Here is a 22,258-nt window from a genome sequence, read left to right on the forward strand (position 1 = left end):
CACGCGCCGCGGGCGGCAAGCGTTCCGGAACCCCGTTTCGAACCTTGCCGCGCCGCGTGACAAGAACACACTCTCTACGGAATAAACAAAATGGCTATTACCGACGTCGTCGTTCCCCAACTTTCCGAATCCGTTTCCGAAGCGACCCTGCTGACCTGGAAGAAGCAGCCGGGCGCTGCCGTTGAAGCCGACGAAATCCTGATCGAAGTCGAAACCGACAAGGTCGTGCTGGAAGTGCCGGCCCCCGCCTCGGGCGTGCTGTCCGAAATCGTCAAGGGCGATGGCAGCACCGTGACCTCCGGCGAAGTGCTGGCCCGCATCGACACCGCCGCCAAGGCCGCCGCCGCCGCCACCGCACCGGCCGAAGCCCCCAAGGCCGCTGAGCAAGCCGCCGCCGCGCCGGCGCCCGCCGCTGCCGCCCCGGCCTCGACCGCCGCTGCCGGCGTCGCTTCGCCCGCCGCCTCGAAGATCCTGGCCGAGAAGGGCGTTGACGCCGCTTCCGTGTCGGGCACCGGCCGTGATGGCCGCGTGACCAAGGGCGACGCCCTGGCCGCCAGCGCCCAGCCCAAGGCCGCGCCGGCCAAGGCTGCCGCCGCGCCCGCCCCGACCACGCTGTCGCTGGACGGCCGTCCGGAACAGCGCGTGCCGATGAGCCGCCTGCGCGCCCGCATCGCCGAGCGCCTGCTGCAATCGCAGCAGGAAAACGCGATCCTGACGACGTTCAACGAAGTCAACATGCAGGCCGTCATCGACCTGCGCGCCAAGTACAAGGACAAGTTCGAAAAGGAACACGGCATCAAGCTGGGCTTCATGTCGTTCTTCGTCAAGGCCGCTGTTGCCGCGCTGAAGAAGTACCCGCTGATCAACGCCTCGATCGACGGCAAGGACATCATCTATCACGGCTACTTCGACATCGGTATCGCTGTCGGCAGCCCGCGTGGCCTGGTGGTGCCGATCCTGCGCAACGCCGATCAGCTGTCGATCGCCGACATCGAGAAGACCATTGCCGACTTCGGCCGCCGCGCTGCTGACGGCAAGCTGGGCATCGAAGAAATGACCGGCGGCACGTTCTCGATCTCCAACGGCGGCGTGTTCGGCTCGATGCTGTCGACCCCGATCATCAACCCGCCGCAATCGGCCATCCTGGGCGTGCACGCCACGAAGGATCGCGCCGTCGTCGAAAACGGCCAGATCGTCATCCGCCCGATGAACTACCTGGCCCTGTCCTACGACCACCGCATCATCGACGGCCGCGAAGCCGTGCTGGGCCTGGTCGCCATGAAGGACGCCCTGGAAGATCCGCAGCGCCTGTTGCTGGACCTGTAATCTCGACGCCCCTGGCCGGCGCCGAGCGCGACCCGCAAGTCGCGCGGCGCCCGGGCCGGCTCCCCGCCGGCCCGCAGCACGACCCCGCTGGGCAGGAAGTGCGCTTCTTCACCCCTCATTCGCGAGAACACTATGTCCAAACAATTTGACGTCGTCGTGATCGGCGCAGGCCCCGGCGGCTACATCGCCGCCATCCGCGCCGCGCAGCTCGGCATGTCGGTCGCCTGCATCGACGCCTGGCAGAACGGCCAAGGCGGCCCGGCTCCCGGCGGCACCTGCACCAACGTCGGCTGCATCCCGTCCAAGGCGCTGCTGCAATCGTCGGAACACTACGAGCAAGCCAACCACCACTTCGCCGAGCACGGCATCGAAGTCAAGGGCGTCAGCCTGAAGCTCGACACGCTGATCGGCCGCAAGAACACGGTGGTCAAGCAGAACAACGACGGCATCCTGTACCTGTTCAAGAAGAACAAGGTCACGTTCTTCCACGGCAAGGGCGCGTTCAGCGGCCAAGTGGAAGGCGGCTGGGCCATCAAGGTCACCGGCACCGCCGAGGAAGACCTGGTTGCCAAGCACGTCGTGGTCGCCACCGGCTCGTCGGCGCGTGAACTGCCCGGCCTGCCGTTCGACGAAAAGGTCGTGCTGTCCAACGACGGCGCACTGAACATCGGCGCCGTGCCCAAGACGCTGGGCGTCATCGGCGCTGGCGTGATCGGTCTGGAAATGGGCAGCGTGTGGCGCCGCCTGGGTTCGGAAGTCACCATCCTGGAAGCGATGCCGGAATTCCTGGCTGCCGCCGACGGGCAAGTGGCCAAGGAAGCCCTGAAGGCTTTCACCAAGCAAGGCCTGAACATCCAGATGGGCGTCAAGATCGGCGAGATCAAGGCGACCGCCAAGTCGGTGACCGTGCCTTACGTCGACGCCAAGGGCGCCGAGCAGAAGCTGGTCGTGGACAAGCTGATCGTCTCGATCGGCCGCGTGCCCTACACCGGCGGCCTGAACGCCGACGCCGTGGGCCTGAAGCTGGACGAACGCGGCTTCGTGGCCGTGGACGGCGACTGCAAGACCAACCTGCCGAACGTCTGGGCAGTGGGCGACGTGGTGCGCGGCCCGATGCTGGCGCACAAGGCTGAAGAAGAAGGCGTTGCGGTTGCCGAGCGCATCGCCGGCCAGCACGGCCACGTCAACTTCGACACCGTGCCGTGGGTCATCTACACCTCGCCGGAAATCGCCTGGGTCGGCAAGACCGAACAGCAGCTCAAGGCCGAAGGCCGCGAGTACAAGGCCGGCAGCTTCCCGTTCCTGGCCAACGGCCGCGCCCGCGCGCTGGGCGACACCACCGGCTTTGCCAAGGTGATCGCCGACGCCAAGACCGATGAAGTCCTGGGCGTGCACATTGTGGGCCCGATGGCCTCGGAACTGATCTCGGAAGCCGTGACCATCATGGAATTCCGCGGCGCCGCCGAAGACATCGCCCGCATCTGCCACGCGCACCCGACCCTGTCGGAAGCCGTGAAGGAAGCCGCGCTGGCCGTGGACAAGCGTGCGCTGAACTTCTAAGCCGCGACTGACTGCTGCAAGACCGGGGGCGGGTTCCAGGACCCGCCCTTTTCTTTACCGCCATTACCATTTCAGCCTGATCCGGTTCCCCTATGAACGTCAGCGACTACTACGAACACGCATTGGCCGAACGCGGCTACAAGCCCGACGACGCGCAGAAGAAGGCGATCGACCGCTTGCAGCGCTATTACGACGAATGGGTCAAGTTCAAGTCGATGCGCTCGAACGCGCTGAAAAAGCTGCTGAACCGTCCCGACGTGCCGCGCGGCGTGTACTTGTGGGGCGGTGTGGGCCGCGGCAAGAGCTTCCTGATGGATGCGTTCTATGCCACCGTGCCGGTGGTGCGCAAGACGCGCCTGCACTTTCACGAATTCATGCGCGGCGTGCACCGTGAGCTCGAGGAAGTGAAGGGCATGCAGGATCCGCTGGACGAGGTCGCCAAGCGCGTGGCCAAGCGCTACCGGCTGATCTGCTTTGACGAATTCCACGTTTCCGACGTGGCGGACGCAATGATTTTGCACCGCCTGCTGCTCAAGCTGTTCGAATACGGCACGTCGTTCGTGATGACGTCCAACTACGAACCCTCCACGCTGTACACCGACGGCCTGCACCGTGACCGTGTGCTGCCCGCCATCGCGTTGATCCAGTCGCGCATGGACGTCATGAACGTGGATGCGGGCATCGATTACCGCCGCCGCTCGCTGGAGCAGGTGCAGAGCTATCACACGCCGCTGGACGAGCATGCGCAGCAGGCGCTGCAGGCGGCCTTCGACGCGCTGGCCGACACCCCCCCGCAAGAGCCCGTGCTGCACATCGAGCATCGCGAGATCCGCGCGTTGGCGCTGGGCGGCTCGGTGGTGTGGTTCGACTTTGCCACGTTGTGCGGCGGTCCGCGTTCGCAGAACGACTACCTGGAGCTGGCCAACCGCTTCCACGCCGTGATCCTGTCGGGCGTGCCGCGCATGGGCCCGCGCCAGGCGTCCGAGGCGCGCCGCTTCACCTGGCTGATCGACGTGTTCTACGACCATCGCGTCAAGCTCATCATGTCGGCCGAGTGCGAGCCCGAAGAGATCTACACGGAAGGCGCGCTGGCCAACGAGTTCCACCGGACCGTCTCGCGCATCCTGGAAATGCAGTCGCGCGAGTACCTCGAATCCGAGCGCCGCCTGGCCGCGACGTTGTAGTAATGCGTCACCCGGCCCGCAATTTCGGGGCCGGGTGAGGTCAATCATTGTTAATGCAAGTCATTATCAATTAAGATTTTGAGACTTTTGGTCCCGCGCCGCAGTCTCATCCGTGTCTTCCACCTTGCTTTCCTCATCGGCCCCGTGCGTCGACGCCCAGGTCGCGCCTGTCGATGGCCTGTACCGCGATCACCGCCCGTGGCTGTTCGGATGGCTGCGCCGCAAGCTGGGTTGCGAACATCGCGCCGAGGATCTGGCGCAGGACGTCTTCGTCAGGGTGATCCAGGGCCGCAAGCAGGTGCGGGCCAACGAGGCCCGGGCGCTCCTCACCACCATCGCAAAGGGATTGGTCGTCGACCACCAGCGCCACGCCGCGCTGGAACACGCGTACCTTGCCTATCTGGCCAGCGTGCCCGAAACCTATGCGCCGTCGCCCGAGGCGCAGGCCGAGCAATTGCAGGCGCTGGTGCAGCTGGATCGCCTGCTGGACGGGCTGCCGCCGAAGGCCCGCGCCGCGTTCCTGCTGTCGCAGCTGGACGGCCTGACGTATCCCGAGATCGCCGAACGCCTCGATGTGTCGTTGAGCTCCGTGCAGCAATACATGGTGCGCGCGATGTCCGCGTGCTATGCGGCGATCCATGCCTGACGCGCTGAACCTCATGCCCGCCGCGGGCAGGTCCTCGGATGCCGCCCCTTCGGAGGCCGTCGTGCGCGAGGCCATTGTCTGGTGGAGCCGGTTGCAATCGGGCGTGGCGGACGCGCAAACGCGCGAATCGTGCCGCGCCTGGATTGCGCAGGATCCCGCGCATCGCGTGGCGTGGGACCGGCTGCAGGACATCGGCCGCGACGCGCGCCGGGTGCCGGCGGCATTGGCGCACACCGCGTTGAATGCGCCAGCCTCGCGCGGCCGGCGCGCCGCGCTGCGCAGCCTGTTGACCGTGGCCGGCGTGGCCGCCACCGGCTGGGCCGGCTACCGTCATGCGCCCTGGCAGCGGCTGGTCGCCGACTACAGCACCCGCGTGGGCGAGCGCCAGGCCCTTGCGCTGGCGGACGGGCTGCGCGTTACCCTGAACAGCGATTCTGCCGTGCGCGTCAACGTCAGCGGCAACGTACGTGATATTGCGCTCTTGCGCGGCGAGATGCTGGTGCAGGCCGAGCCGCATCCGGGCGCGCGGACGCTGCGCGTGGACACCGGCGACGGCCAAGTGCAGGCCGAGCGCGCGCGGTTCGACCTGCGGCGAACGGCGCAAGGCGCGCGCGTGGGCGTTTACGAAGGCAGCGTGGCGCTGCTGCGCCATGGCGTCCTGACGCAGCTTGACGCCGGTGAACGGCTGTTTCCTGCCGAAGACGGCGAACTTCAGCGCGGCGCGACGGACCCGGACCGGCTCGCCTGGGTGGACGGCATGGTGGTGGCCAAGGAATGGCGGCTGGACGATTTTGCCGAATACCTGGCCCGCCAGCGCGTGGGCGTCATCCGCGTCGATCCCGCGGTGGCGGCCTTGCGGCTTTCCGGGGTGTTTCCGCTGGACGACGCCGAGCGCGCGCTCAAGGCGCTGGAACACTCCCTGCCGATCACCGTCACGCGCCACACGCACTATTGGCTGCAGGTCGGACCAAGCGACGCCTGAGCGTTACAAATTTTCTTGCCGGCGCATTGCAGGTTTTGCATCCCCGTACGGAAAGCAGAAAGAAACCACCGTACAGGGAGATGTTTGTGTCCGCTTCAATCCACACCCGCCTGCGCGCACCGCTGACCGCCGGCCGTCAAGCCGTGCTGGCCGTGTCGTGCGCCGGGGCGCTGGCCGCCGGCGCGCCCGCGGCCTGGGCGCAGTCCGCGCCAGCCGCCGACGCGGCAGCAGCCGCCAACGGCCAGCGCAGTTTCCAGATTCCGGCAGGGCCGCTGGCCGATGCGCTGACGCAGTTTGCGCGCAGCGCGGGCGTGGTGCTGTCGTTCGATCCGGCGCTGGTGCGGGGGCGGCGTTCGGACGGGTTGAACGGCGCGTATACGGTGGGCGCGGGCTTCTCGCGCATCCTGGCGGGCAGCGGCCTGCAGGCCCGCGCGCAATCGGGCAACACGTGGACGCTGGCGCCCGCGCCGGCCTCCGCGGGCGATACGCACACGCTGGCGCCCGTGACGGTCACGGGCATGTCGGACAGCGCCTATGCGCCCACGGTGGGCTACGTGGCCACCGCCAGCGCCAGCGCCACCAAGACGGACACGCCGCTGATCGAGACGCCGCAGTCGGTGTCCGTGGTCACGCGCGAGCAGATCACCGAGCAGGGCGCGCAGACGCTGAATCAGGTGCTGCGCTACACGGCGGGCGTGGCCACCGAGTCGCGCGGCGCCACGGCGACCCGCCTGGACCAGTTCAACGTGCGCGGATTCTCGGCGTCCACTTACCTTGATGGGCTGCGCGTGTTCGGCGGCCGCGATGCGCTGCCGCAGGTCGATGCCTTCCGCCTTGAGCGCGTGGATGTGCTCAAGGGGCCGGCGTCGGTCATGTACGGGCAGGGCGGTCCGGGCGGCGTGGTGAACCAGGTCAGCAAGCGGCCGCTGGACGAGCCGCTGCGCGAGGTGGAGCTGCAGGTTGGCAATTACGACTTCCGCCGCGCCAACTTCGACTTCGGCGGCCCTATCGACGAAGAGGGCAAGTACCTGTATCGCCTGGTGGGATCGGGCTACATGTCGGACGGGCAGGTGCAGGACACCAAGGAACGCCGCTACTTCGTGTCGCCCGCGTTCGCCTGGAAACCCAATGCCGATACCTCGCTGACCATCCTGACCAATTTCCAGCATGATCCCGACATGGGGTCGTACGGTGCGGTGCCGGCCATGCGCACCTTGCTGCGCGCGCCCGACGGCTTCCGGCTGCCCGCCGATTACTACGATGGCGACGCCAATTTCGAAAAGAGCGACCGCAAGAGCTACTCGCTGGGCTACATCCTGGACCATCGCTTCAACGACACCTTCAAGGCCTCGCAAAGCCTGCGCTGGACGCACTCGGACGCCAAGTACCGCAGTGTCTATGGCGCGATGACCAACTACTACGGCTATACGGACAGGACCTACCTGTACCATCAGCGCGCCTCGATCGCGACCGACGTGGATGTGGGGGCGCTGACCATCGACAACAACCTGCAGGCCCGCTTCAACACCGGCAAGATCGGCCACAACGTTCTGGTGGGATTCGACTACCAGCACGTCAAGACCGACACGCTGTCGGGCTTTGGTTCCGCGCCTGCGCTCTACGTGAAGAATCCGGACAATTTCCAGAACATTCCCGTGCCGGCATTCTCCAGCGACGCGACCTCCACGCAGTACCAGACCGGCGTGTATTTCCAGGACCAGATCAAGATCGACCGTCTGTCGTTCCTCTTGGGCGGGCGCTACGACTGGTCGCGCAACGTGGGCGAGACGACGGCGATCGCCTCGGGCCGCGTCACCCCGTCCAAGCTGAAAGCCGAAGCGTTCTCGGGCCGGTTCGGCGCCATCTACAACTTCGACAACGGCGTGGCGCCGTACTTCAGTTACTCGGAATCCTTCGAGCCGCAGTCGGGCACGGGCTGGAACAACACGCCGTTCAAGCCGATCGAGGGCAAGCAGTACGAAGTGGGCATCAAGTACCAGCCGCCGGGCTCGGCCACGATGCTGACCTTCGCGGCCTTCGACATCCGCCGCGAGAACATGACGACCACCGACCCGGACCCGACGCACCTGTGCGGCACGGCGGGTGGACGTTGCTCGATCCAGGCGGGCGAGCTGCGCACGCAGGGCATCGAACTCGAGGCCAAGACCGAGCCGATGCGCGGCCTGTCGCTGATTGCCGCCTACTCGGTCATGAACAACGAATACACCAAGGCCTATCCGAATGCGGCGGGCTTTGACCTGACCGGCAAGACCCCCGCCGCGCTGCCGTCGCAGCAGGCGTCGGCCTGGGCGCGCTACCAGCTTCAGGAAGGCCCGCTGGCCGGCCTTGGCGTGGGCGGCGGCGTGCGGTACATCGGTTCGTCGTACGCCAACGAGGCCAACACGCTGAAGGTGCCGAAAGTCACGCTGGTGGACCTGATGCTGGACTACGACCTGGGCCGCGCCTCGCCCGCGCTCAAGGGCATGCAGGTTGCGCTGAACGTGCAGAACCTGTTCGACAAGGAGTACATCGCGTCGTGCTCCGGCGAGTCCTGGTGCTGGTTCGGCTACCAGCGCTCCATCAAGGCGAGCCTGCGGTATCGCTGGTAAGCAGGTTGGCCGTTCCTGTATTAACGAGAATCGTTATAATTCAGGCCGGCCACGTCCCCGCAACCACCTAGAACTCCCGTGAAAGCTCCCGCAGCCGGCGCAGGCATGATGCGCTACCGATTGGCCGTATTCTCCCGCGCGACGGCCGCCATCCTGGGCGGCTATGCCCTGGCCTCTGCGGCGGCCGCCTGTCTGGCGGTCTGGCTGCCCTTGGGGCGGCCCGATGCCGTGACCGCGGCGCAGCTGATGTCCTTCGTGGTCTATGCCTGCGGCGTGATCTGGGTGTTCGCCACGCGCAACGCCTGGCGCGCCTGGGCGGGCATCCTGGTCCCCGCCGCGCTGCTGGGCGGATTGTTTCTCGCGCACCGGCTCGTGGGGGCGGCATGAAGGCGTCCAAGACCAGGCATCCCGGTGAAGAGGGCCTGCGCCAGTCGATGTCGTGGCTGCATACGTGGGCTGGCCTGATTTTCGGCTGGGTGCTTTTCGCGATGTTCCTGACCGGCTCGCTGGCGTTCTTCCGGCCCGAGATCACGCGCTGGATGCAGCCCGAGATCCAGGTGCAGCCGGCGCCCGCCGTCCAGGCCGTCGCCACGGCGCAGCGCTATCTGGCGGAAAACGCGCCTGACGCCAAGCGCTGGTTCATCACGCCGCCGTCCGACCGCGAGCCCCTGATCCAGCTGCTGTACCAGACCCCCAAGCCCAAGCCGGGCGAGCGCGGTTTCGTGCGCGTCAAGCTGGACGCGGCCACCGGCCAGGCCGTGACGCCGCGCCAGACCCGCGGCGGCGACTTCTTCTACCGCTTCCATTTCGAACTGGAAACTGCGTTTCCGTGGGGACGCTGGCTGGCCAGCATCGCGGGCATGTTCATGCTGGTGGCGATCATCAGCGGCATCATCACGCACAAGAAGATCTTTGCTGATTTCTTTACCTTCCGGCCCGGAAAGGGCGGCCAGCGCGCCTGGATGGACGGCCACAACGTGCTGTCCGTGCTGGGCCTGCCGTTTCACCTGATGATCACCTTCAGCGGCCTGGTGCTGTTCATGGTGATGCTGATGCCGGCCGGCATCCAGGCCGTGTACGACAATCCGCGCGATTACACCAACGAGGTCTTCAAGGCCTTCAAGGTCACGCCGCCGCTGAACCAGCCCGCGCCGCTGGTTCCGATTGCTCCGTTGGTGGCGCAGGCCGAGCAGCAGTGGCAAGGCCGCGTCGGCCGGGTGACCGTCAACAATCCCAATGACGCGGGCGCCACCATCACCATCAGCCGCCACGTGGGCGACGGCGTGTCGTACGGGCTGATGGCGCCGTTCATGCGCTTTGACGGGGTGACGGGCGCGCTGCAGGAGTCCGAGGCCGGCCGCAGCGCGACCGCCCTGACCGCGGGCGTGATCACCGGCCTGCACCTGGGCCTGTTCGCCGAACCGGTGCTGCGCTGGCTGTATTTCATCGTCAGCCTGGCCGGCACGGCCATGGTGGCCACGGGCCTGGTGCTGTGGATCACCAAGCGCCGCCAGAAGGCCCGGCCGGGCGATGCGCGCGAAGCGTTCTCGCTGCGGCTGGTGGACGGTCTGAACGCGGGCACCATCGCGGGGGTCGTGTTCGGCGTGGCGGCGGTATTCCTGGCCAACCGGCTGCTGCCCGCCGACATGCCGGGCCGCCAAGTGTGGGAGGTGCGCGCGTTCTTCATCGCCTGGGGCTTGTCGCTGGTCTATGCGTTTCTCTTCCAGCGGCGCAAATGGCAGGACCTGCTGGCGGTGGCCGCCGCCGCGCTGGCCCTGGTGCCCGTGGTCAATGCGCTGACTACCCACCGGCACCTGGGCGTCTCGTTGCCGCAGGGCGACTGGGTGATGGCGGGTTTTGACCTGACGTGCCTGGCAAGCGCCCTGTTTTTTGCATGGATGGCGCAGAAGGCTGCCCGGGCCCGCAAGGCGCCCACCCGATCCGCGGGCAAGCCCCGCGCCGCGCGCGCCCAGGCGGTCAAGTCCGCTGCCGCTGCGCCCGCCCCGAACGACCCCGCCGTTCCGGCCGCCGTGCACCGCACCGCTTTCGAACCGCGAGGTGATACGCCATGACGCTTGCCGCCTTCTGCCTGGCCTATGCCGGGTTTTCCGCTCTGTGCCTGGCCATGGACCGTCACTACGAAGATCTGTTCGACCGCGCCTTGCCGCGCCGTCATCGGCTGCCGTTGCGGCTGTTCGGCTGGACGGCGCTTGCGCTGTCGCTGTGGGCGTCCGCGGCAGTCTGGGGCTGGAGCTACGGGACGGTCGAATGGATCGGCATTCTCAGCATCGCCGGCCTGCTGCTGATCTGGTTCCTGACCTTCCGTCCGCGCGCGGCGCTGACCGCGGGCGGCCTGTGCGCGCTGGCCGCGCCCGTGCTGGCGGTCTGGTAGGCGCGGGCTGCGTTGCGGGCGGGCAGGGCCGCGCTGCGGCACGTTACACTGACGGCTTCCCCTAGCAACCGCCTTCTCGCCTCATGAATACCCGCGTCCTTACCGGCATCACCACGACTGGAACCCCCCATCTCGGCAACTACGCGGGCGCGATCCGTCCGGCGGTGCAGGCCAGCACGCAGCCCGGCGTCGACGCATTCTTCTTTCTGGCGGACTACCACGCGCTGATCAAGTGCGACGATCCGGCACGCGTGGCGCGCTCGCGCCTGGAAATCGCCGCCACCTGGCTGGCGGTCGGCCTGGACGCCGAACGCGTGACGTTCTACCGCCAATCGGACATTCCCGAAATCCCCGAACTGAGCTGGCTGCTGACCTGCGTGACCGCCAAGGGCCTGATGAACCGGGCGCATGCGTACAAGGCGTCCGTCGACCAGAACGTGGCCAAGAACGTGGATCCGGACGACGGCATCACCATGGGGTTGTTCTCGTACCCGATCCTGATGGCGGCCGACATCGTCATGTTTAACGCCAACAAGGTGCCGGTTGGCCGGGATCAGATCCAGCATCTGGAAATGGCGCGCGACATCGCGCAGCGCTTCAACCACCTGTACGGACGCGACTATTTCTCGCTGCCGGAAGTGGTCATCGAAGAAGACGTGGCGACGCTGCCGGGGCTGGACGGCCGCAAGATGTCCAAGAGCTACAACAACACCATTCCGCTGTTCGAAGGCGGCAAGAGCGCATTGCGCGCCTCGGTGATGCGCATCGTGACCGATTCGCGCGAGCCCGGCGAACCCAAGGATGCCGAATCCTCCCACCTGTACACGCTGTACCGCGCATTCGCCACGTCCGAGCAATCGGCGGCGTTCCGCCAGCAGCTCGAAGCGGGCATGGGCTGGGGCGACGCCAAGCAGGCGCTGTTCGAGCACCTGGAAGCGCTGCTTGCGCCGATGCGCGAAAAGTACGTCGACCTGATGGCCAATCCGGGCCGCATCGAAGACATCCTGCAAGCCGGCGCGGCCAAGGCGCGCAAGCTTGCCGTGCCCTTCATGCAGGAACTGCGCGAGGCCGTGGGTCTGCGCAACCTGAGCGCAGCCGCCACGGCCGGCAAGGGCGCGCAGGGCAAGAAGGAAAAATCCAAGGGCGCGCGCTTCGTCAGCTTCCGTGACGAGGACGGCGGCTTCCGGTTCCGCCTGCTGGCGGCCGACGGCGAGGAACTGCTGTTGTCGCAGCGCTTTGCCGATCCCAAGGAAGCGGGCGCCCTGATGCGCCGGCTGCAGTCCGAACCCGCTGACAGCGTCCTGCAGGCGCAGGCAGAGGGCTACGCGGCGGTGATCGATGGCGTGACCGTCGCCACCGCGCCCGAGGGCATGCAGGGCGAGCCCGCGGCGCGCCTCGCCCGTACCCGCGAAGCGCTCTTGTCGCTGGCGCAGGAATAAACGGCAGCCGAAGACGGCGCGGGCAATCCGCGCCGTCGCGCATGCAGTTCAGCTGCTTGCTCCATTAACAGTGCAAAAAAAATCCCGGCGCATCGGGCGCCGGGATCTGGGCAGTGCAGCGGATCGGCGGATCAGCGCTTGAGCTTGGCGAATGCGTCGGCCATGGCGCTGTTCATCGATCCGGCCGCGCCACCCGCGTTGCGGCCGCCATCGCCCTGACGGCGGGGACGGTCACCGCCCTTGGGCGCATCGGCGCTGCGGCGGGCCGACGCGGCGGTGTCGTTCAGGCGCATGGTAAGCGCCACGCGCTTGCGCGCGGCGTCCACTTCCAGCACCTTGACGCTGACCGTCTGACCCACGCGCACCACATCGCGCGGATCCTTCACGAACTTCTCGGCCAGCGCCGAGATATGCACCAGGCCGTCCTGGTGCACGCCGATGTCCACGAACGCGCCGAAGTTGGCCACGTTGGTCACCACGCCCTCCAGCACCATACCGGGGTACAGGTCGTTCAGCGTTTCCACGCCTTCCTTGAACTGCGCCGTCTTGAACTCCGGGCGCGGGTCGCGGCCGGGCTTTTCGAGTTCGGCAAAGATGTCCTTCACGGTGGGCAGGCCGAAGCGTTCGTCGGTGAAGTCGGACGGCGACACGCCCTTCAGGGCCTCGCGCTGGCCGATGATCTGCTTCACCTCGGTCTTGATCTTGGCGACGATGCGCTCGACGACGGGATAGGCTTCCGGGTGCACCGCCGACGCGTCCAGCGGGTTGTCGCCGTTGGGGATGCGCAGAAAGCCTGCGGCCTGTTCAAACGCCTTGTCGCCAAAGCGCGGCACCTTGCGCAGGACGTCGCGGGTGGGGAACGCGCCGTTCTCGTCGCGGAAGGCGACGATGTTCTTGGCCAGCAGCGAATTCAGGCCCGACACGCGGGCCAGCAGCGCGGCCGATGCCGTGTTCACGTCCACGCCCACCGCGTTCACGCAGTCTTCGACCACCGCGTCCAGCGAACGCGCCAGTTCGCGCTGGTTGACGTCGTGCTGGTACTGGCCGACACCGATGGCCTTGGGGTCGATCTTGACCAGTTCGGCCAGCGGGTCCTGCAGACGGCGTGCAATGGACACGGCGCCGCGCAGCGTGACGTCCAGGTCGGGGAATTCCTGGGCGGCGGTTTCCGATGCGGAATACACCGACGCGCCCGCCTCGGACACGACGACGCGGGTGACCTTCAGGTCGGGGAAACGCTCCATCATGTCGCCCACGAGCTTTTCGCTTTCGCGCGAAGCCGTGCCGTTGCCGATGGCGATCAGGTCCACCTTGTGGCGCGCCACCAGCGCGGCCAGCGTGTTGATCGTGCCGTCGCGGTCGCGGCGCGGTTCGAACGGGTACACGGTGGTGGTGTCGACGACCTTGCCGGTCTGGTCGATGACCGCGACCTTGCAGCCCGTGCGAATGCCGGGATCCAGGCCCAGCACGGCCTTGGGACCGGCGGGGGCGGCCAGCAGCAGGTCTTTCAGGTTGGCGGCGAACACGCGGATCGCCTCGGCTTCGCCGCTTTCGCGCAGGCGGCCGATCAGTTCGCTTTCGAAGGCGGTCAGGAGCTTCACGCGCCAGGTCCAGCGGCAGACTTCACCCAGCCAGCGCGCGCGCGGCGTGGCGTCCAGCGCGAAAAGGCCATTGCCCAGCTTCAGGAAGTTGGCGATGCGGGCCACGCACGGATGCGGCGTCTGCGCTTCGAGGTCGGCTTCCAGGCCGAGGCGCAGTTCAAGAACGCCTTGCTGACGGCCGCGCAGCAGCGCCAGGATGCGGTGCGACGGCAGGGTGCGCAGCGGCTCGTTGAAGTCGAACCAGTCGCGGAAGTTGGCGCCTTCGGTTTCCTTGCCTTCGATCATCTTCGAGTACACGAGTCCGGTGGACCACAGGTGCTCGCGCATGTCGGCCAGCAGGTCGGCGTTTTCCGCGTAGCGTTCGGCCAGGATGTCGCGCGCGCCATCGAGCGCCGCCTTGGCGTCGTTGATGGAGGCTTCGGGATTCAGGTACTGCGCGGCCAGGGCTGCGGGATCGCAGGCGGGATCGGCCAGGATGGCGTCGGCCAGGGGTTCCAGGCCGGCTTCGCGGGCGATCTGGGCACGCGTGCGGCGCTTGGGCTTGTACGGCGCGTACAAGTCTTCGAGGCGCTGCTTGGTGTCGGCCGAAGCGATTTCCTGCTGCAGTTCGGCCGTCAGCTTTCCTTGCTGCGAAATGGATTCCAGGATGGCGCCGCGGCGGTCTTCGAGCTCGCGCAGGTAGCCCAGGCGGACTTCCAGGTTGCGCAGCACGGTGTCGTCCAGACCGCCGGTCGCTTCCTTGCGGTAGCGGGCGATGAAGGGCACGGTCGCGCCGTCATCCAGCAGTTCCACCGCCGCAGCGATTTGAGAGGCGCGGGCGCCCAGCTCGGTGGCGAGCTGAGCGACGATGCGGGCGTTGTCGACGCCGGCGGCGACGTTCGTGATAGTGGAAGTTTCAGACATCTCTATACGACGGCAAAAAGGGAAAACGAGGGGCGGATTGTGCCATAAGCCGTTGTTACGGAACGTGGCAGAAGGGACTGATCCGTCCCTCTGCCAACGGCGTTGCGGCAGGCCGCAAGCCGGAAAACGACGCGGCAGCGGGTATCATTTGGGGCCCTACACAAGGCTGCTGTAATGCTGGACCTGGACATATCCGAATTCTTTGACGAGGACGGGCCGCTGGCCACGGCCTTGCCCGGCTACAAGCCGCGTCCATCGCAGGTGGAACTGTCGCAGGCCATCGGCCAGGCCATCCAGGACCGCGCCACGCTGGTGGCCGAGGCCGGTACCGGCATCGGCAAGACCTGGGCGTATCTTGTACCCGCCTTCATCCAGGGCGGCAAGGTGCTCATCTCCACCGGCACGCGCACCCTGCAGGATCAGCTCTTTGCGCGCGACCTGCCGCGCGTGCGCGCGGCGCTGGCCGCGCCCGTGACGGCCGCGCTGCTCAAGGGCCGTGGCAACTACGTGTGTCATTACCACCTGGAGCGCCTGCAGGGCGACGAACGCGCGCTCAAATCCCGCTCCGAAATCCAGCAGCTGCGCCAGATCCAGGTGTTCGCGGGCATCTCCAAAACGGGCGACCGCGGCGATCTGGCGCAGGTGCCCGAAGACGCCGACATCTGGCAACGCGTCACATCCACCCGCGAAAACTGCCTGGGCCAGGAATGTCCGCGCATCCGCGACTGCTTTGTCGTCAAGGCGCGCCGCCAGGCACAAGAGGCCGACGTCGTCGTCGTCAACCACGCGCTCTTCATGGCCGACCTGATGCTGCGCGAAGAAGGCGTCACGGACCTGCTGCCCGAAGCCGACACCGTCATCTTCGACGAAGCCCATCAATTGCCCGACACCGCCACGCGCTTTCTGGGCAACAGCGTTTCCACGCACCAGCTCATGGATTTTGGCCGCGCGCTGGAAGTCGCGGGGCTGGCCTACGCGCGCGAAGCCGCCAAATGGAGCGACGTCAGCCGCCAACTGGAAACCGCCGCGCGCGAATTGCGGCTGGTCTGCGCGCCGCTGGACAAGATGCCGGGCCGCAAGGCCACGTTCGAGGCCATTCCCAACCCCGAGGAATTCGACGTCGCGCTGCTGTCGCTGCGCGAGGCCGTGGACAGCGCCACCAAGGCGCTGGGCGCGGTGGCCGAAAAACACCCGGACCTGCTCGCGGCCGCGCGCATGGGGGCCGAGATCTCGGTCAAGCTCAAGCGCTGGGCCACACCCGGGCGCAGTACCGGCGCGCATGACGACGAGGGCTGGGGCCGCGACGACCAGGCGCCCGTGCAAAGCCCGCTCGGCGACGGTCCCTCCACCCCCGCGGCCCTGCTCGAGGGCGCGGCGCTCGCCGAGCAATGGACCGGCCCGGCCGTGCGCTGGGTCGAGCATGGACTGCACCATGTTCGCCTGCATTCGGCGCCGCTGTCGGTGGCGCAGGCCTTCTCCAAATTCCGCAAGCCTGGCCAGGCCTGGATCATGACCTCGGCCACGCTGTCGGTGAACGGTGAATTCACGCACTTCACCAGCCAGCTTGGCCTGGAGTCCGCGCGCACCGGCAAGTGGGAGTCCCCGTTCGACTACCCCGAGCAGGCGCTGCTGTTCGTGCCGCGCGGCATGCCCGAACCTCAATCGCCGCAGTTCCTGGACCGCTTCGTGCAGACCCTCATGCCGTTGCTGGAGGCCAGCCCGGGCGGCACGCTGGTGCTCTGTACGACACTGCGCGCCGTGGACAAGGTGGCCAATCTGCTGGCCGATGCCTTTGACGATGCGGGCCATGACTGGCCGCTGCTCAAACAAGGCGAGGGCACGCGCCGCGATCTGCTCGACCGCTTCTGCAAGCTCAAGCACCCGGTGCTGGTGGGCAGCGCCAGCTTCTGGGAAGGCATCGACCTGCCGGGCGATGTGCTGACCCTGGTGGCGATCGACAAGCTGCCGTTCGCGCCGCCCGACGACCCCGTCATCGAGGCCCGTCTGCGCGCCTGCCGCGCGCAGGGCGGCAACCCGTTTGCGGAATACCAGCTTCCGGAAGCCGCCATCTCGCTCAAGCAGGGCGCGGGCCGGTTGATCCGCACGGAATCGGACTGGGGCGTGCTGATGGTGGGTGACGCCCGGCTGGTGGAAAAGCCCTACGGCAAGCGCCTGTGGCGCGGTCTGCCGCCATTTGCGCGCACGCGCGAGCTGGAAGAGGTGCTGGCGTTCTACCGCCGCAAGCGCGGACCGGACGACGAATAGACCGACGCAAGGAACGCGGCTCCAGGCGGCGCCGTCCGCGCCGCGCAGGCAAAAAAAAGCCCTTCAATATTGAAGGGCTTTTCTCTTCCCATGCGAGCGGAATCAGTTAAAGGGATTCCACCAGCTCTTGTCGGCCTTCAGGCCCTTCGTGCGGAACTCGCTGTTCGGGAAGTTCTTGTCGTAGACGCGCTGCGCGTCGTTCTTCAGGTCCGTCATGTTCAGTTTGTCGTACGACTGAACCATCAGGTAGAGCGCTTCTTCGGTGGCGGGGGCGCCCTCGAAGTCGGTGATGACGGTCTGCGCGCGGTTGGCGGCGGCCACGTAGGCGCCACGCTCGTAGTAATAGCGGGCCACGTGGACTTCGTTCATGGCAATGGTGTTGACCAGCCAGGCCACGCGCTTTTCGGCGTCGACGCTGTACTTGCTTTCCGGGTAGCGCTTGATCAGCTCGGTAAAGGCGTCATAGGACGCGCGCAGGCCCTTGGGGTCGCGCTCGGCCGGATCCTGGCCGGTGAGATTGCTCATGAAGGCGCTGGCCGGCGTGAAGTTGATCAGGCCCTTCAGGTAGAGCGCGTAATCGGTGCCGGGGTGATTGGGGTACAACTGCTGGAAGCGGTCGATGGCGGCAAGCGCCTGTTCGTTTTCGCCGTCTTTCCAGTTGACGTAGGCCAGTTCAAGCAGGGCTTGCTGCGCGTAGACGCCGAAGGGGTAGCGGCTTTCGATGGCGGTCAGGCGCTCGCGCGCTTCCTTCCAGCCGCCCGACGACATTTCGGCCTTGGCGTCCGCGTAGAGTTGTTCTGCGCTCCAGTTGGTGGTCTTGTCGTACTTGCTGTCCGCCCCGCTGCAACCAGCGATGACGATGACGGCAAAAAGCGCGATGACCACGCGCAAAACCGACCCGCTGCGGGATGCGGGGTTCGAGGGAGCTGCAGGGTGGTGAATCACGAGAATCGTATCCTTGGTGTTAGCATGGCAGGCTGATTATATGATTTGTCTCCATGTCTGATACAGCCGCCCGCGCAGATCTTGTTTCCGACGAGAGCGCCGACGAAAATCTCGACGAATCCGGCCGCCCCGAGCCGCAACTTGTAACCGTGCCGTCGGCCACGCGCGCTGACCGGCTGGACAAGGTCCTGGCGGGCCTCTTGCCCGACCATTCCCGCAATCGCCTGCAAGGCTGGATCGAATCCGGCAACGTCCTGGTCAACGGGACGCCGGGCAAGATCCGCCAGACGGTCGGCCCTGGCGACGAACTCACCATCTGGGCCCAGCCGGCGCCCGACGCGCAGGCCTTCACGCCTGAACCCGTCGAGTTCGGCGTGGTGGCCGAAAGCCCCGACTGGATCGTCGTCAACAAGCCGGCGGGCCTGGTTACCCACCCGGGCGCCGGCAACTGGAGCGGCACGCTGCTCAACGGCCTGCTGCATCGTTATCCGGAACTTGCGCAGGTCGCCCGCGCGGGCATCGTGCACCGGCTGGACAAGGACACCTCCGGCCTGATGGTGGTGGCCCGTAACGAAATCGCCCAGACTCACCTCGTGCGCCAGCTTCAGGCACGCACCATGGGCCGCGAGTACGTGGCGCTGGCGCACGGATGGCTGGCCGCTGCGGGCAAGGTCGACCGCGCCATCGGGCGCGATCCGCGCGTGCCGGTGCGCATGAGCGTCGAGCGCCCCGTCGCACCCAAGCCGGCCATCACCAATTACGCGCCGGCCCGCCGGGGCTCGGTCGATCCGGGCGGGCGGGTGACCGAAGTGGTGTGCCGGCTGGAAACGGGGCGCACCCACCAGATCCGCGTGCACATGGCCAGCCTGGGGCATCCTTTGCTGGCCGACACGATCTACGGCGGCAAGAACATCGCGGGGGCAGAGCGCCAGATGCTGCACGCCCGCGCGCTGCATTTCGACGACCCGGGCGGCAAGGGCGACGTCCAGTTCGCCGCGCCCGTGCCCGCCGACATGGCGCAGGTCCAGGAGAACATTGCATGGAACGCCTGATCGCAGGCCTGCCCGTCGTGACGGGACCCGACTGGCAGGGCGTGAGCTACTTCTGCACGACCCGCGCCGGCGGCGTGGGCGTGGCGCCGCACGACACCCTCAACCTGGGCCTGCGTGCCGAGGACAACCCCGAGGCCGTGGCCGAGAACCGGCGCCGGGTTTGCGCCGCAGTGTCCGCCGATCCCCTGTGGTTGCGCCAGGTTCATGGCAGCGAGGTCGTCGACGCGGACGCGCCGGACGTGCCGGCCGAGCCCGCGGTCGACGCCAGCGTCACGGCCCAGCCAGGCCGCGTGCTGGCCGTCATGGTGGCCGATTGCCTGCCGGTGGTCATTGCCAATGCCGAGGGCACGGTGCTGGGGGCGGCGCACGCCGGCTGGCGCGGGCTGGCGGGCGGGGTGCTTGAAAACACGCTGCAGGCCATGCGGGCCAAGGCGCCGCAGGCGTCCGGCTGGCGCGCCTGGATCGGACCCGGCATCGGGCCGCAGCACTTCGAAGTCGGGCAGGACGTGCTGGACGCGTTCACCGCCGACGATCCGGCGCCGGCGCGTTTTTTTGCGCCGCGCCCCGGCCTTGCCGGCAAATGGCTGGCCGACCTCGCCGGATTGGCCGATTTCCGGCTGCGGCGTGCCGGGGTACAAGAGGTGTCCCTCAGCGGGGAATGCACGGTGTCCCGCGCGGACCGGTACTTTTCCTACCGCCGTGACGGCGTGACCGGACGCATGGCGCTGCTGGCCTGGTTGAGCCCGGTTTGACGCCGCGCAAAGGCCAGTGCCGGGCTTGCGTTTTACCGTAGTAAGCCTCCTTGTATACCCGCATTGACAGTCCTGAACCCGGAATGCAACATCAATCGCGAAGTTTCGATAACAAGGTGTCGAAGTGAATGCCAATCTCTCCGCAGGTCCCATTCCGGTGAGCGTGGCACCGGAAGTCCTGGCTGACATCCAGGCAGAGTTCTCGCGCGAATGGCAACGCCTTTGCGACGATGCCCGGCGTGGCGCGCTGGCGCCGCCGTCCGATCGCCGTTTCTCCGGCGACGCCTGGGCGGCGAATGCTTCGCACCTGCTCCTGGCGCACACGTATCTGCTGTCCGCGCGCGCCATGCAGCGCATGGTCGATGCCGCGCAGGTCAGCGAGCCCATGCGCGACCGCCTTCGATTCTCGATCATGCAGTGGGTCGACGCGCTGTCGCCGGCCAATTTCCTGGCGCTCAATCCCGATGCCCAGCAGTCCATCGTCGAAAGCGCCGGCCGCGCGCTGAACGAAGGGCTCGCCAATCTGTTGGGCGACGTGCAGAAGGGCCGCATCACCCAGACCGACGAGTCGCAGTTCGAGATCGGCCGCAATGTGGCCACGACGCCCGGCGACGTGGTGTTCGAAACCAAGCTGTTCCAGCTGATCCAGTACGCGCCCTCGACCGCCACCGTGTACGACCGGCCGCTGGTCATCGTGCCGCCGAACATCAACAAGTTCTACATCCTGGACCTGCAGCCCGAGAACTCCTTCGTGCGCCACGCGGTGGGGCAGGGCTACACGGTCTTCCTGATTTCATGGCGCAATCCGGTCGCTGCCGATACCGACGGCGTGGACCGCGCCACCTGGTCCGACTACCTGGACGACGCGGTGCTGCAGGCGCTGCGCGTGGCCAGCGACATCACCAAGCAGCCGCAGGTCAATGCGCTGGGCTTCTGCGTGGGCGGCACGATGCTGGCCTCGGCGCTGGCGCTGGCCGAAGCGCGCGGCGAGCACCCGGTGGCGTCGCTGACGCTGCTGACCTCGCTGCTCGATTTCCACGACACCGGCATCCTGAACGTGTTCGTCGACGAGGCCCACGCGCTGATGCGCGATCATCAATTGGGCAACGGCGGCCTGATGCCGGGCCGCGACCTCGCCACCACCTTCTCGTTCCTGCGGCCCAACGAACTGGTCTGGAACTACGTGGTGGGCAACTACCTCAAGGGGCAAAAGCCTCCGGCTTTCGACCTCCTGTTCTGGAATGGCGACAGCACGAACCTGCCGGGGCCTTTCTTTTCCTGGTATTTCCGCAATACCTACCTCGAGAACAATCTCAAGGTGCCGGGCCGCGCGCAGGCCGCCGGCCTGCCGCTGGACCTGACGCGGTTGCGCATGCCGGTCTATATATTCGGCTCGCGCGAAGACCACATCGTGCCTTGGGTGTCGGCCTACGCGTCCACGCAGGTGCTTCGCGGGCCGCAGCGTTTCGTGCTGGGCGCGTCCGGCCACATCGCGGGCGTGGTCAATCCGCCCGCCAAGAAGCGCCGCAGCTACTGGGTGGCCGATGCGCTCGAACAGCAAAGCCAGCCGCTGCCCGGCGACCCCAACACCTGGTTTTCGCAGGCGGTGGAGCACCCCGGCAGCTGGTGGCCCGATTGGACCGGTTGGCTGGCAGGACATTCGGGCAAGCAGATCAAGGCGAGGGCAAAGGCAGGCAATGCCAAGTACCGGCCGATCGAGCCGGCGCCTGGCAGATATGTAAAGGTCCGGGCGGCCTGATACCGCGCACCGCGGTCCGGTCCCCGGCAGAAAGATGTTTAATCAACGAGGCGTCCGTCGCACACAGGAGGAAGTCCAATGAGCGGAAAACTGGCTTACGTAACAGGCGGGATGGGCGGGATCGGCACCTCTATTTGCCAGCGCTTGGCCAAGGATGGCTTTCGCGTCGTGGCAGGTTGCGGCCCCAGCCGCAACTACCAGCAATGGCTGGATGAGCAGGCCGCACAGGGTTTTACGTTCTACGCGTCGGTGGGCAATGTGTCCGATTGGGACTCCACCGTTGCCGCCTTTGAAAAGGTGACGGCCGACCTCGGGCCGGTGGATGTGCTGGTCAACAATGCGGGCATCACCCGCGACGGGTTGTTCCGGAAGATGAGCGCCGACGATTGGCGCGCGGTCATCGACACCAATCTGAACAGCCTGTTCAACGTGACCAAACAGGTCATCGACGGCATGGTCGAGCGCCAGTGGGGGCGGATCATCAACATCAGCTCGGTCAACGGCCAGAAGGGGCAGTTCGGCCAGACCAACTACTCCACGGCAAAGGCCGGCATCCATGGATTCACGATGGCGCTGGCGCAGGAAGTGGCCAGCAAGGGTGTGACCGTCAACACGATCTCGCCGGGATACATCGGCACCGACATGGTTCGCGCCATCCGGCCGGACGTGCTGGAAAAGATCATTGCCACCATTCCGGTGCGCCGCCTTGGCACGCCGGAGGAAATCGCCTCCATGACCTCGTGGCTGGCGTCCGATGAATCCGGCTTTTCGACCGGCGCGGATTTCTCGCTGAACGGCGGCCTGCACATGGGCTGACGCGACGTGGGCCGCCGCTGGGCGGCC

17 protein-coding genes are annotated in these 22,258 nt (G+C 66.9%); 15 read left to right on the forward strand and 2 right to left on the reverse strand.

The annotated features are described in order from the left end of the window. The first annotated feature begins 90 nt into the window (after nucleotides 1-90). From odhB to ASD87_RS13295, 10 genes are all read left to right on the forward strand, one after another. Complete coding sequence (odhB, locus tag ASD87_RS13250) at nucleotides 91-1,326, forward strand: 2-oxoglutarate dehydrogenase complex dihydrolipoyllysine-residue succinyltransferase (RefSeq protein WP_056322139.1); 1,236 nt, start codon at nucleotides 91-93, stop codon at nucleotides 1,324-1,326. Between the two features lie 132 nt (nucleotides 1,327-1,458). After that, nucleotides 1,459-2,886 carry a dihydrolipoyl dehydrogenase gene (gene lpdA / locus ASD87_RS13255; RefSeq protein ID WP_056322141.1) on the forward strand — a complete coding sequence of 476 codons (1,428 nt, stop codon included), beginning with the start codon at nucleotides 1,459-1,461 and terminating at the stop codon, nucleotides 2,884-2,886. Nucleotides 2,887-2,978: 92 nt separating this feature from the next. Further along, on the forward strand, nucleotides 2,979-4,070 hold the full coding sequence (gene zapE, locus ASD87_RS13260) for a cell division protein ZapE (protein ID WP_056322144.1): 1,092 nt from the start codon (nucleotides 2,979-2,981) through the stop codon (nucleotides 4,068-4,070). 112 nt (nucleotides 4,071-4,182) lie between these two features. Continuing rightward, entirely contained in the window at nucleotides 4,183-4,716 is a 534-nt protein-coding gene (locus ASD87_RS13265; RefSeq protein ID WP_056322146.1) for a sigma-70 family RNA polymerase sigma factor, read from the forward strand. Further along, nucleotides 4,709-5,698 carry a FecR domain-containing protein gene (locus ASD87_RS13270; protein WP_082586271.1) on the forward strand — a complete coding sequence of 330 codons (990 nt, stop codon included), beginning with the start codon at nucleotides 4,709-4,711 and terminating at the stop codon, nucleotides 5,696-5,698. Before ASD87_RS13265 ends, ASD87_RS13270 begins: the two co-directional genes overlap by 8 nt. A gap of 80 nt (nucleotides 5,699-5,778) precedes the next feature. After that, nucleotides 5,779-8,307: a TonB-dependent siderophore receptor gene (locus tag ASD87_RS13275; RefSeq protein ID WP_056322149.1), complete on the forward strand. Its 2,529-nt coding sequence runs from the start codon at nucleotides 5,779-5,781 to the stop codon at nucleotides 8,305-8,307. A gap of 105 nt (nucleotides 8,308-8,412) precedes the next feature. After that, nucleotides 8,413-8,694, forward strand: a complete 282-nt coding sequence (locus tag ASD87_RS13280) for a DUF3649 domain-containing protein (RefSeq protein ID WP_056322151.1) — start codon at nucleotides 8,413-8,415, stop codon at nucleotides 8,692-8,694. After that, complete coding sequence (locus ASD87_RS13285; RefSeq protein WP_056322154.1) at nucleotides 8,691-10,379, forward strand: PepSY domain-containing protein; 1,689 nt, start codon at nucleotides 8,691-8,693, stop codon at nucleotides 10,377-10,379. The genes ASD87_RS13280 and ASD87_RS13285 overlap by 4 nt, the downstream gene beginning before the upstream one ends. Then, nucleotides 10,376-10,699, forward strand: a complete 324-nt coding sequence (locus ASD87_RS13290) for a DUF3325 domain-containing protein (protein WP_056322155.1) — start codon at nucleotides 10,376-10,378, stop codon at nucleotides 10,697-10,699. The genes ASD87_RS13285 and ASD87_RS13290 overlap by 4 nt, the downstream gene beginning before the upstream one ends. Nucleotides 10,700-10,782: 83 nt before the next feature. Further along, nucleotides 10,783-12,138: a tryptophan--tRNA ligase gene (locus ASD87_RS13295; protein WP_056322159.1), complete on the forward strand. Its 1,356-nt coding sequence runs from the start codon at nucleotides 10,783-10,785 to the stop codon at nucleotides 12,136-12,138. Between the two features lie 131 nt (nucleotides 12,139-12,269). Here the strand turns inward: ASD87_RS13295 and tex are convergent, their stop codons facing one another. Then, nucleotides 12,270-14,642, reverse strand: coding sequence for an RNA-binding transcriptional accessory protein Tex (tex, locus tag ASD87_RS13300; RefSeq protein WP_056322161.1), 2,373 nt, complete (start codon nucleotides 14,640-14,642; stop codon nucleotides 12,270-12,272). 174 nt (nucleotides 14,643-14,816) lie between these two features. Between tex and ASD87_RS13305 the strand changes: the two genes are divergently transcribed. Beyond that, the gene (locus ASD87_RS13305; RefSeq protein WP_056322164.1) at nucleotides 14,817-16,907 is read left to right on the forward strand and encodes an ATP-dependent DNA helicase; all 2,091 of its coding nucleotides are present in this window, start codon (nucleotides 14,817-14,819) and stop codon (nucleotides 16,905-16,907) included. Between the two features lie 102 nt (nucleotides 16,908-17,009). On the opposite strand, the gene ASD87_RS13310 is transcribed toward ASD87_RS13305, so the two are convergent. Continuing rightward, the gene (locus tag ASD87_RS13310) at nucleotides 17,010-17,798 is read right to left on the reverse strand and encodes an outer membrane protein assembly factor BamD (protein WP_056322165.1); all 789 of its coding nucleotides are present in this window, start codon (nucleotides 17,796-17,798) and stop codon (nucleotides 17,010-17,012) included. 107 nt (nucleotides 17,799-17,905) lie between these two features. Between ASD87_RS13310 and ASD87_RS13315 the strand changes: the two genes are divergently transcribed. The 4 genes from ASD87_RS13315 to ASD87_RS13330 all read left to right on the forward strand — a co-directional run bounded on the left by ASD87_RS13315 (nucleotide 17,906) and on the right by ASD87_RS13330 (nucleotide 22,231). Next, on the forward strand, nucleotides 17,906-18,904 hold the full coding sequence (locus tag ASD87_RS13315; protein ID WP_056322167.1) for an RluA family pseudouridine synthase: 999 nt from the start codon (nucleotides 17,906-17,908) through the stop codon (nucleotides 18,902-18,904). Continuing rightward, entirely contained in the window at nucleotides 18,892-19,656 is a 765-nt protein-coding gene (gene pgeF / locus ASD87_RS13320; protein WP_056322170.1) for a peptidoglycan editing factor PgeF, read from the forward strand. The genes ASD87_RS13315 and pgeF overlap by 13 nt, the downstream gene beginning before the upstream one ends. A 124-nt stretch (nucleotides 19,657-19,780) precedes the next feature. Next, the gene (gene phaC / locus ASD87_RS13325) at nucleotides 19,781-21,415 is read left to right on the forward strand and encodes a class I poly(R)-hydroxyalkanoic acid synthase (RefSeq protein ID WP_056322171.1); all 1,635 of its coding nucleotides are present in this window, start codon (nucleotides 19,781-19,783) and stop codon (nucleotides 21,413-21,415) included. Nucleotides 21,416-21,493: 78 nt separating this feature from the next. Beyond that, nucleotides 21,494-22,231: a 3-ketoacyl-ACP reductase gene (locus tag ASD87_RS13330; protein WP_056322174.1), complete on the forward strand. Its 738-nt coding sequence runs from the start codon at nucleotides 21,494-21,496 to the stop codon at nucleotides 22,229-22,231. Nucleotides 22,232-22,258: the final 27 nt, after the last annotated feature.

Source organism: Achromobacter sp. Root170, assembly GCF_001428165.1.
Lineage (GTDB): Bacteria > Pseudomonadota > Gammaproteobacteria > Burkholderiales > Burkholderiaceae_B > Achromobacter > Achromobacter mucicolens.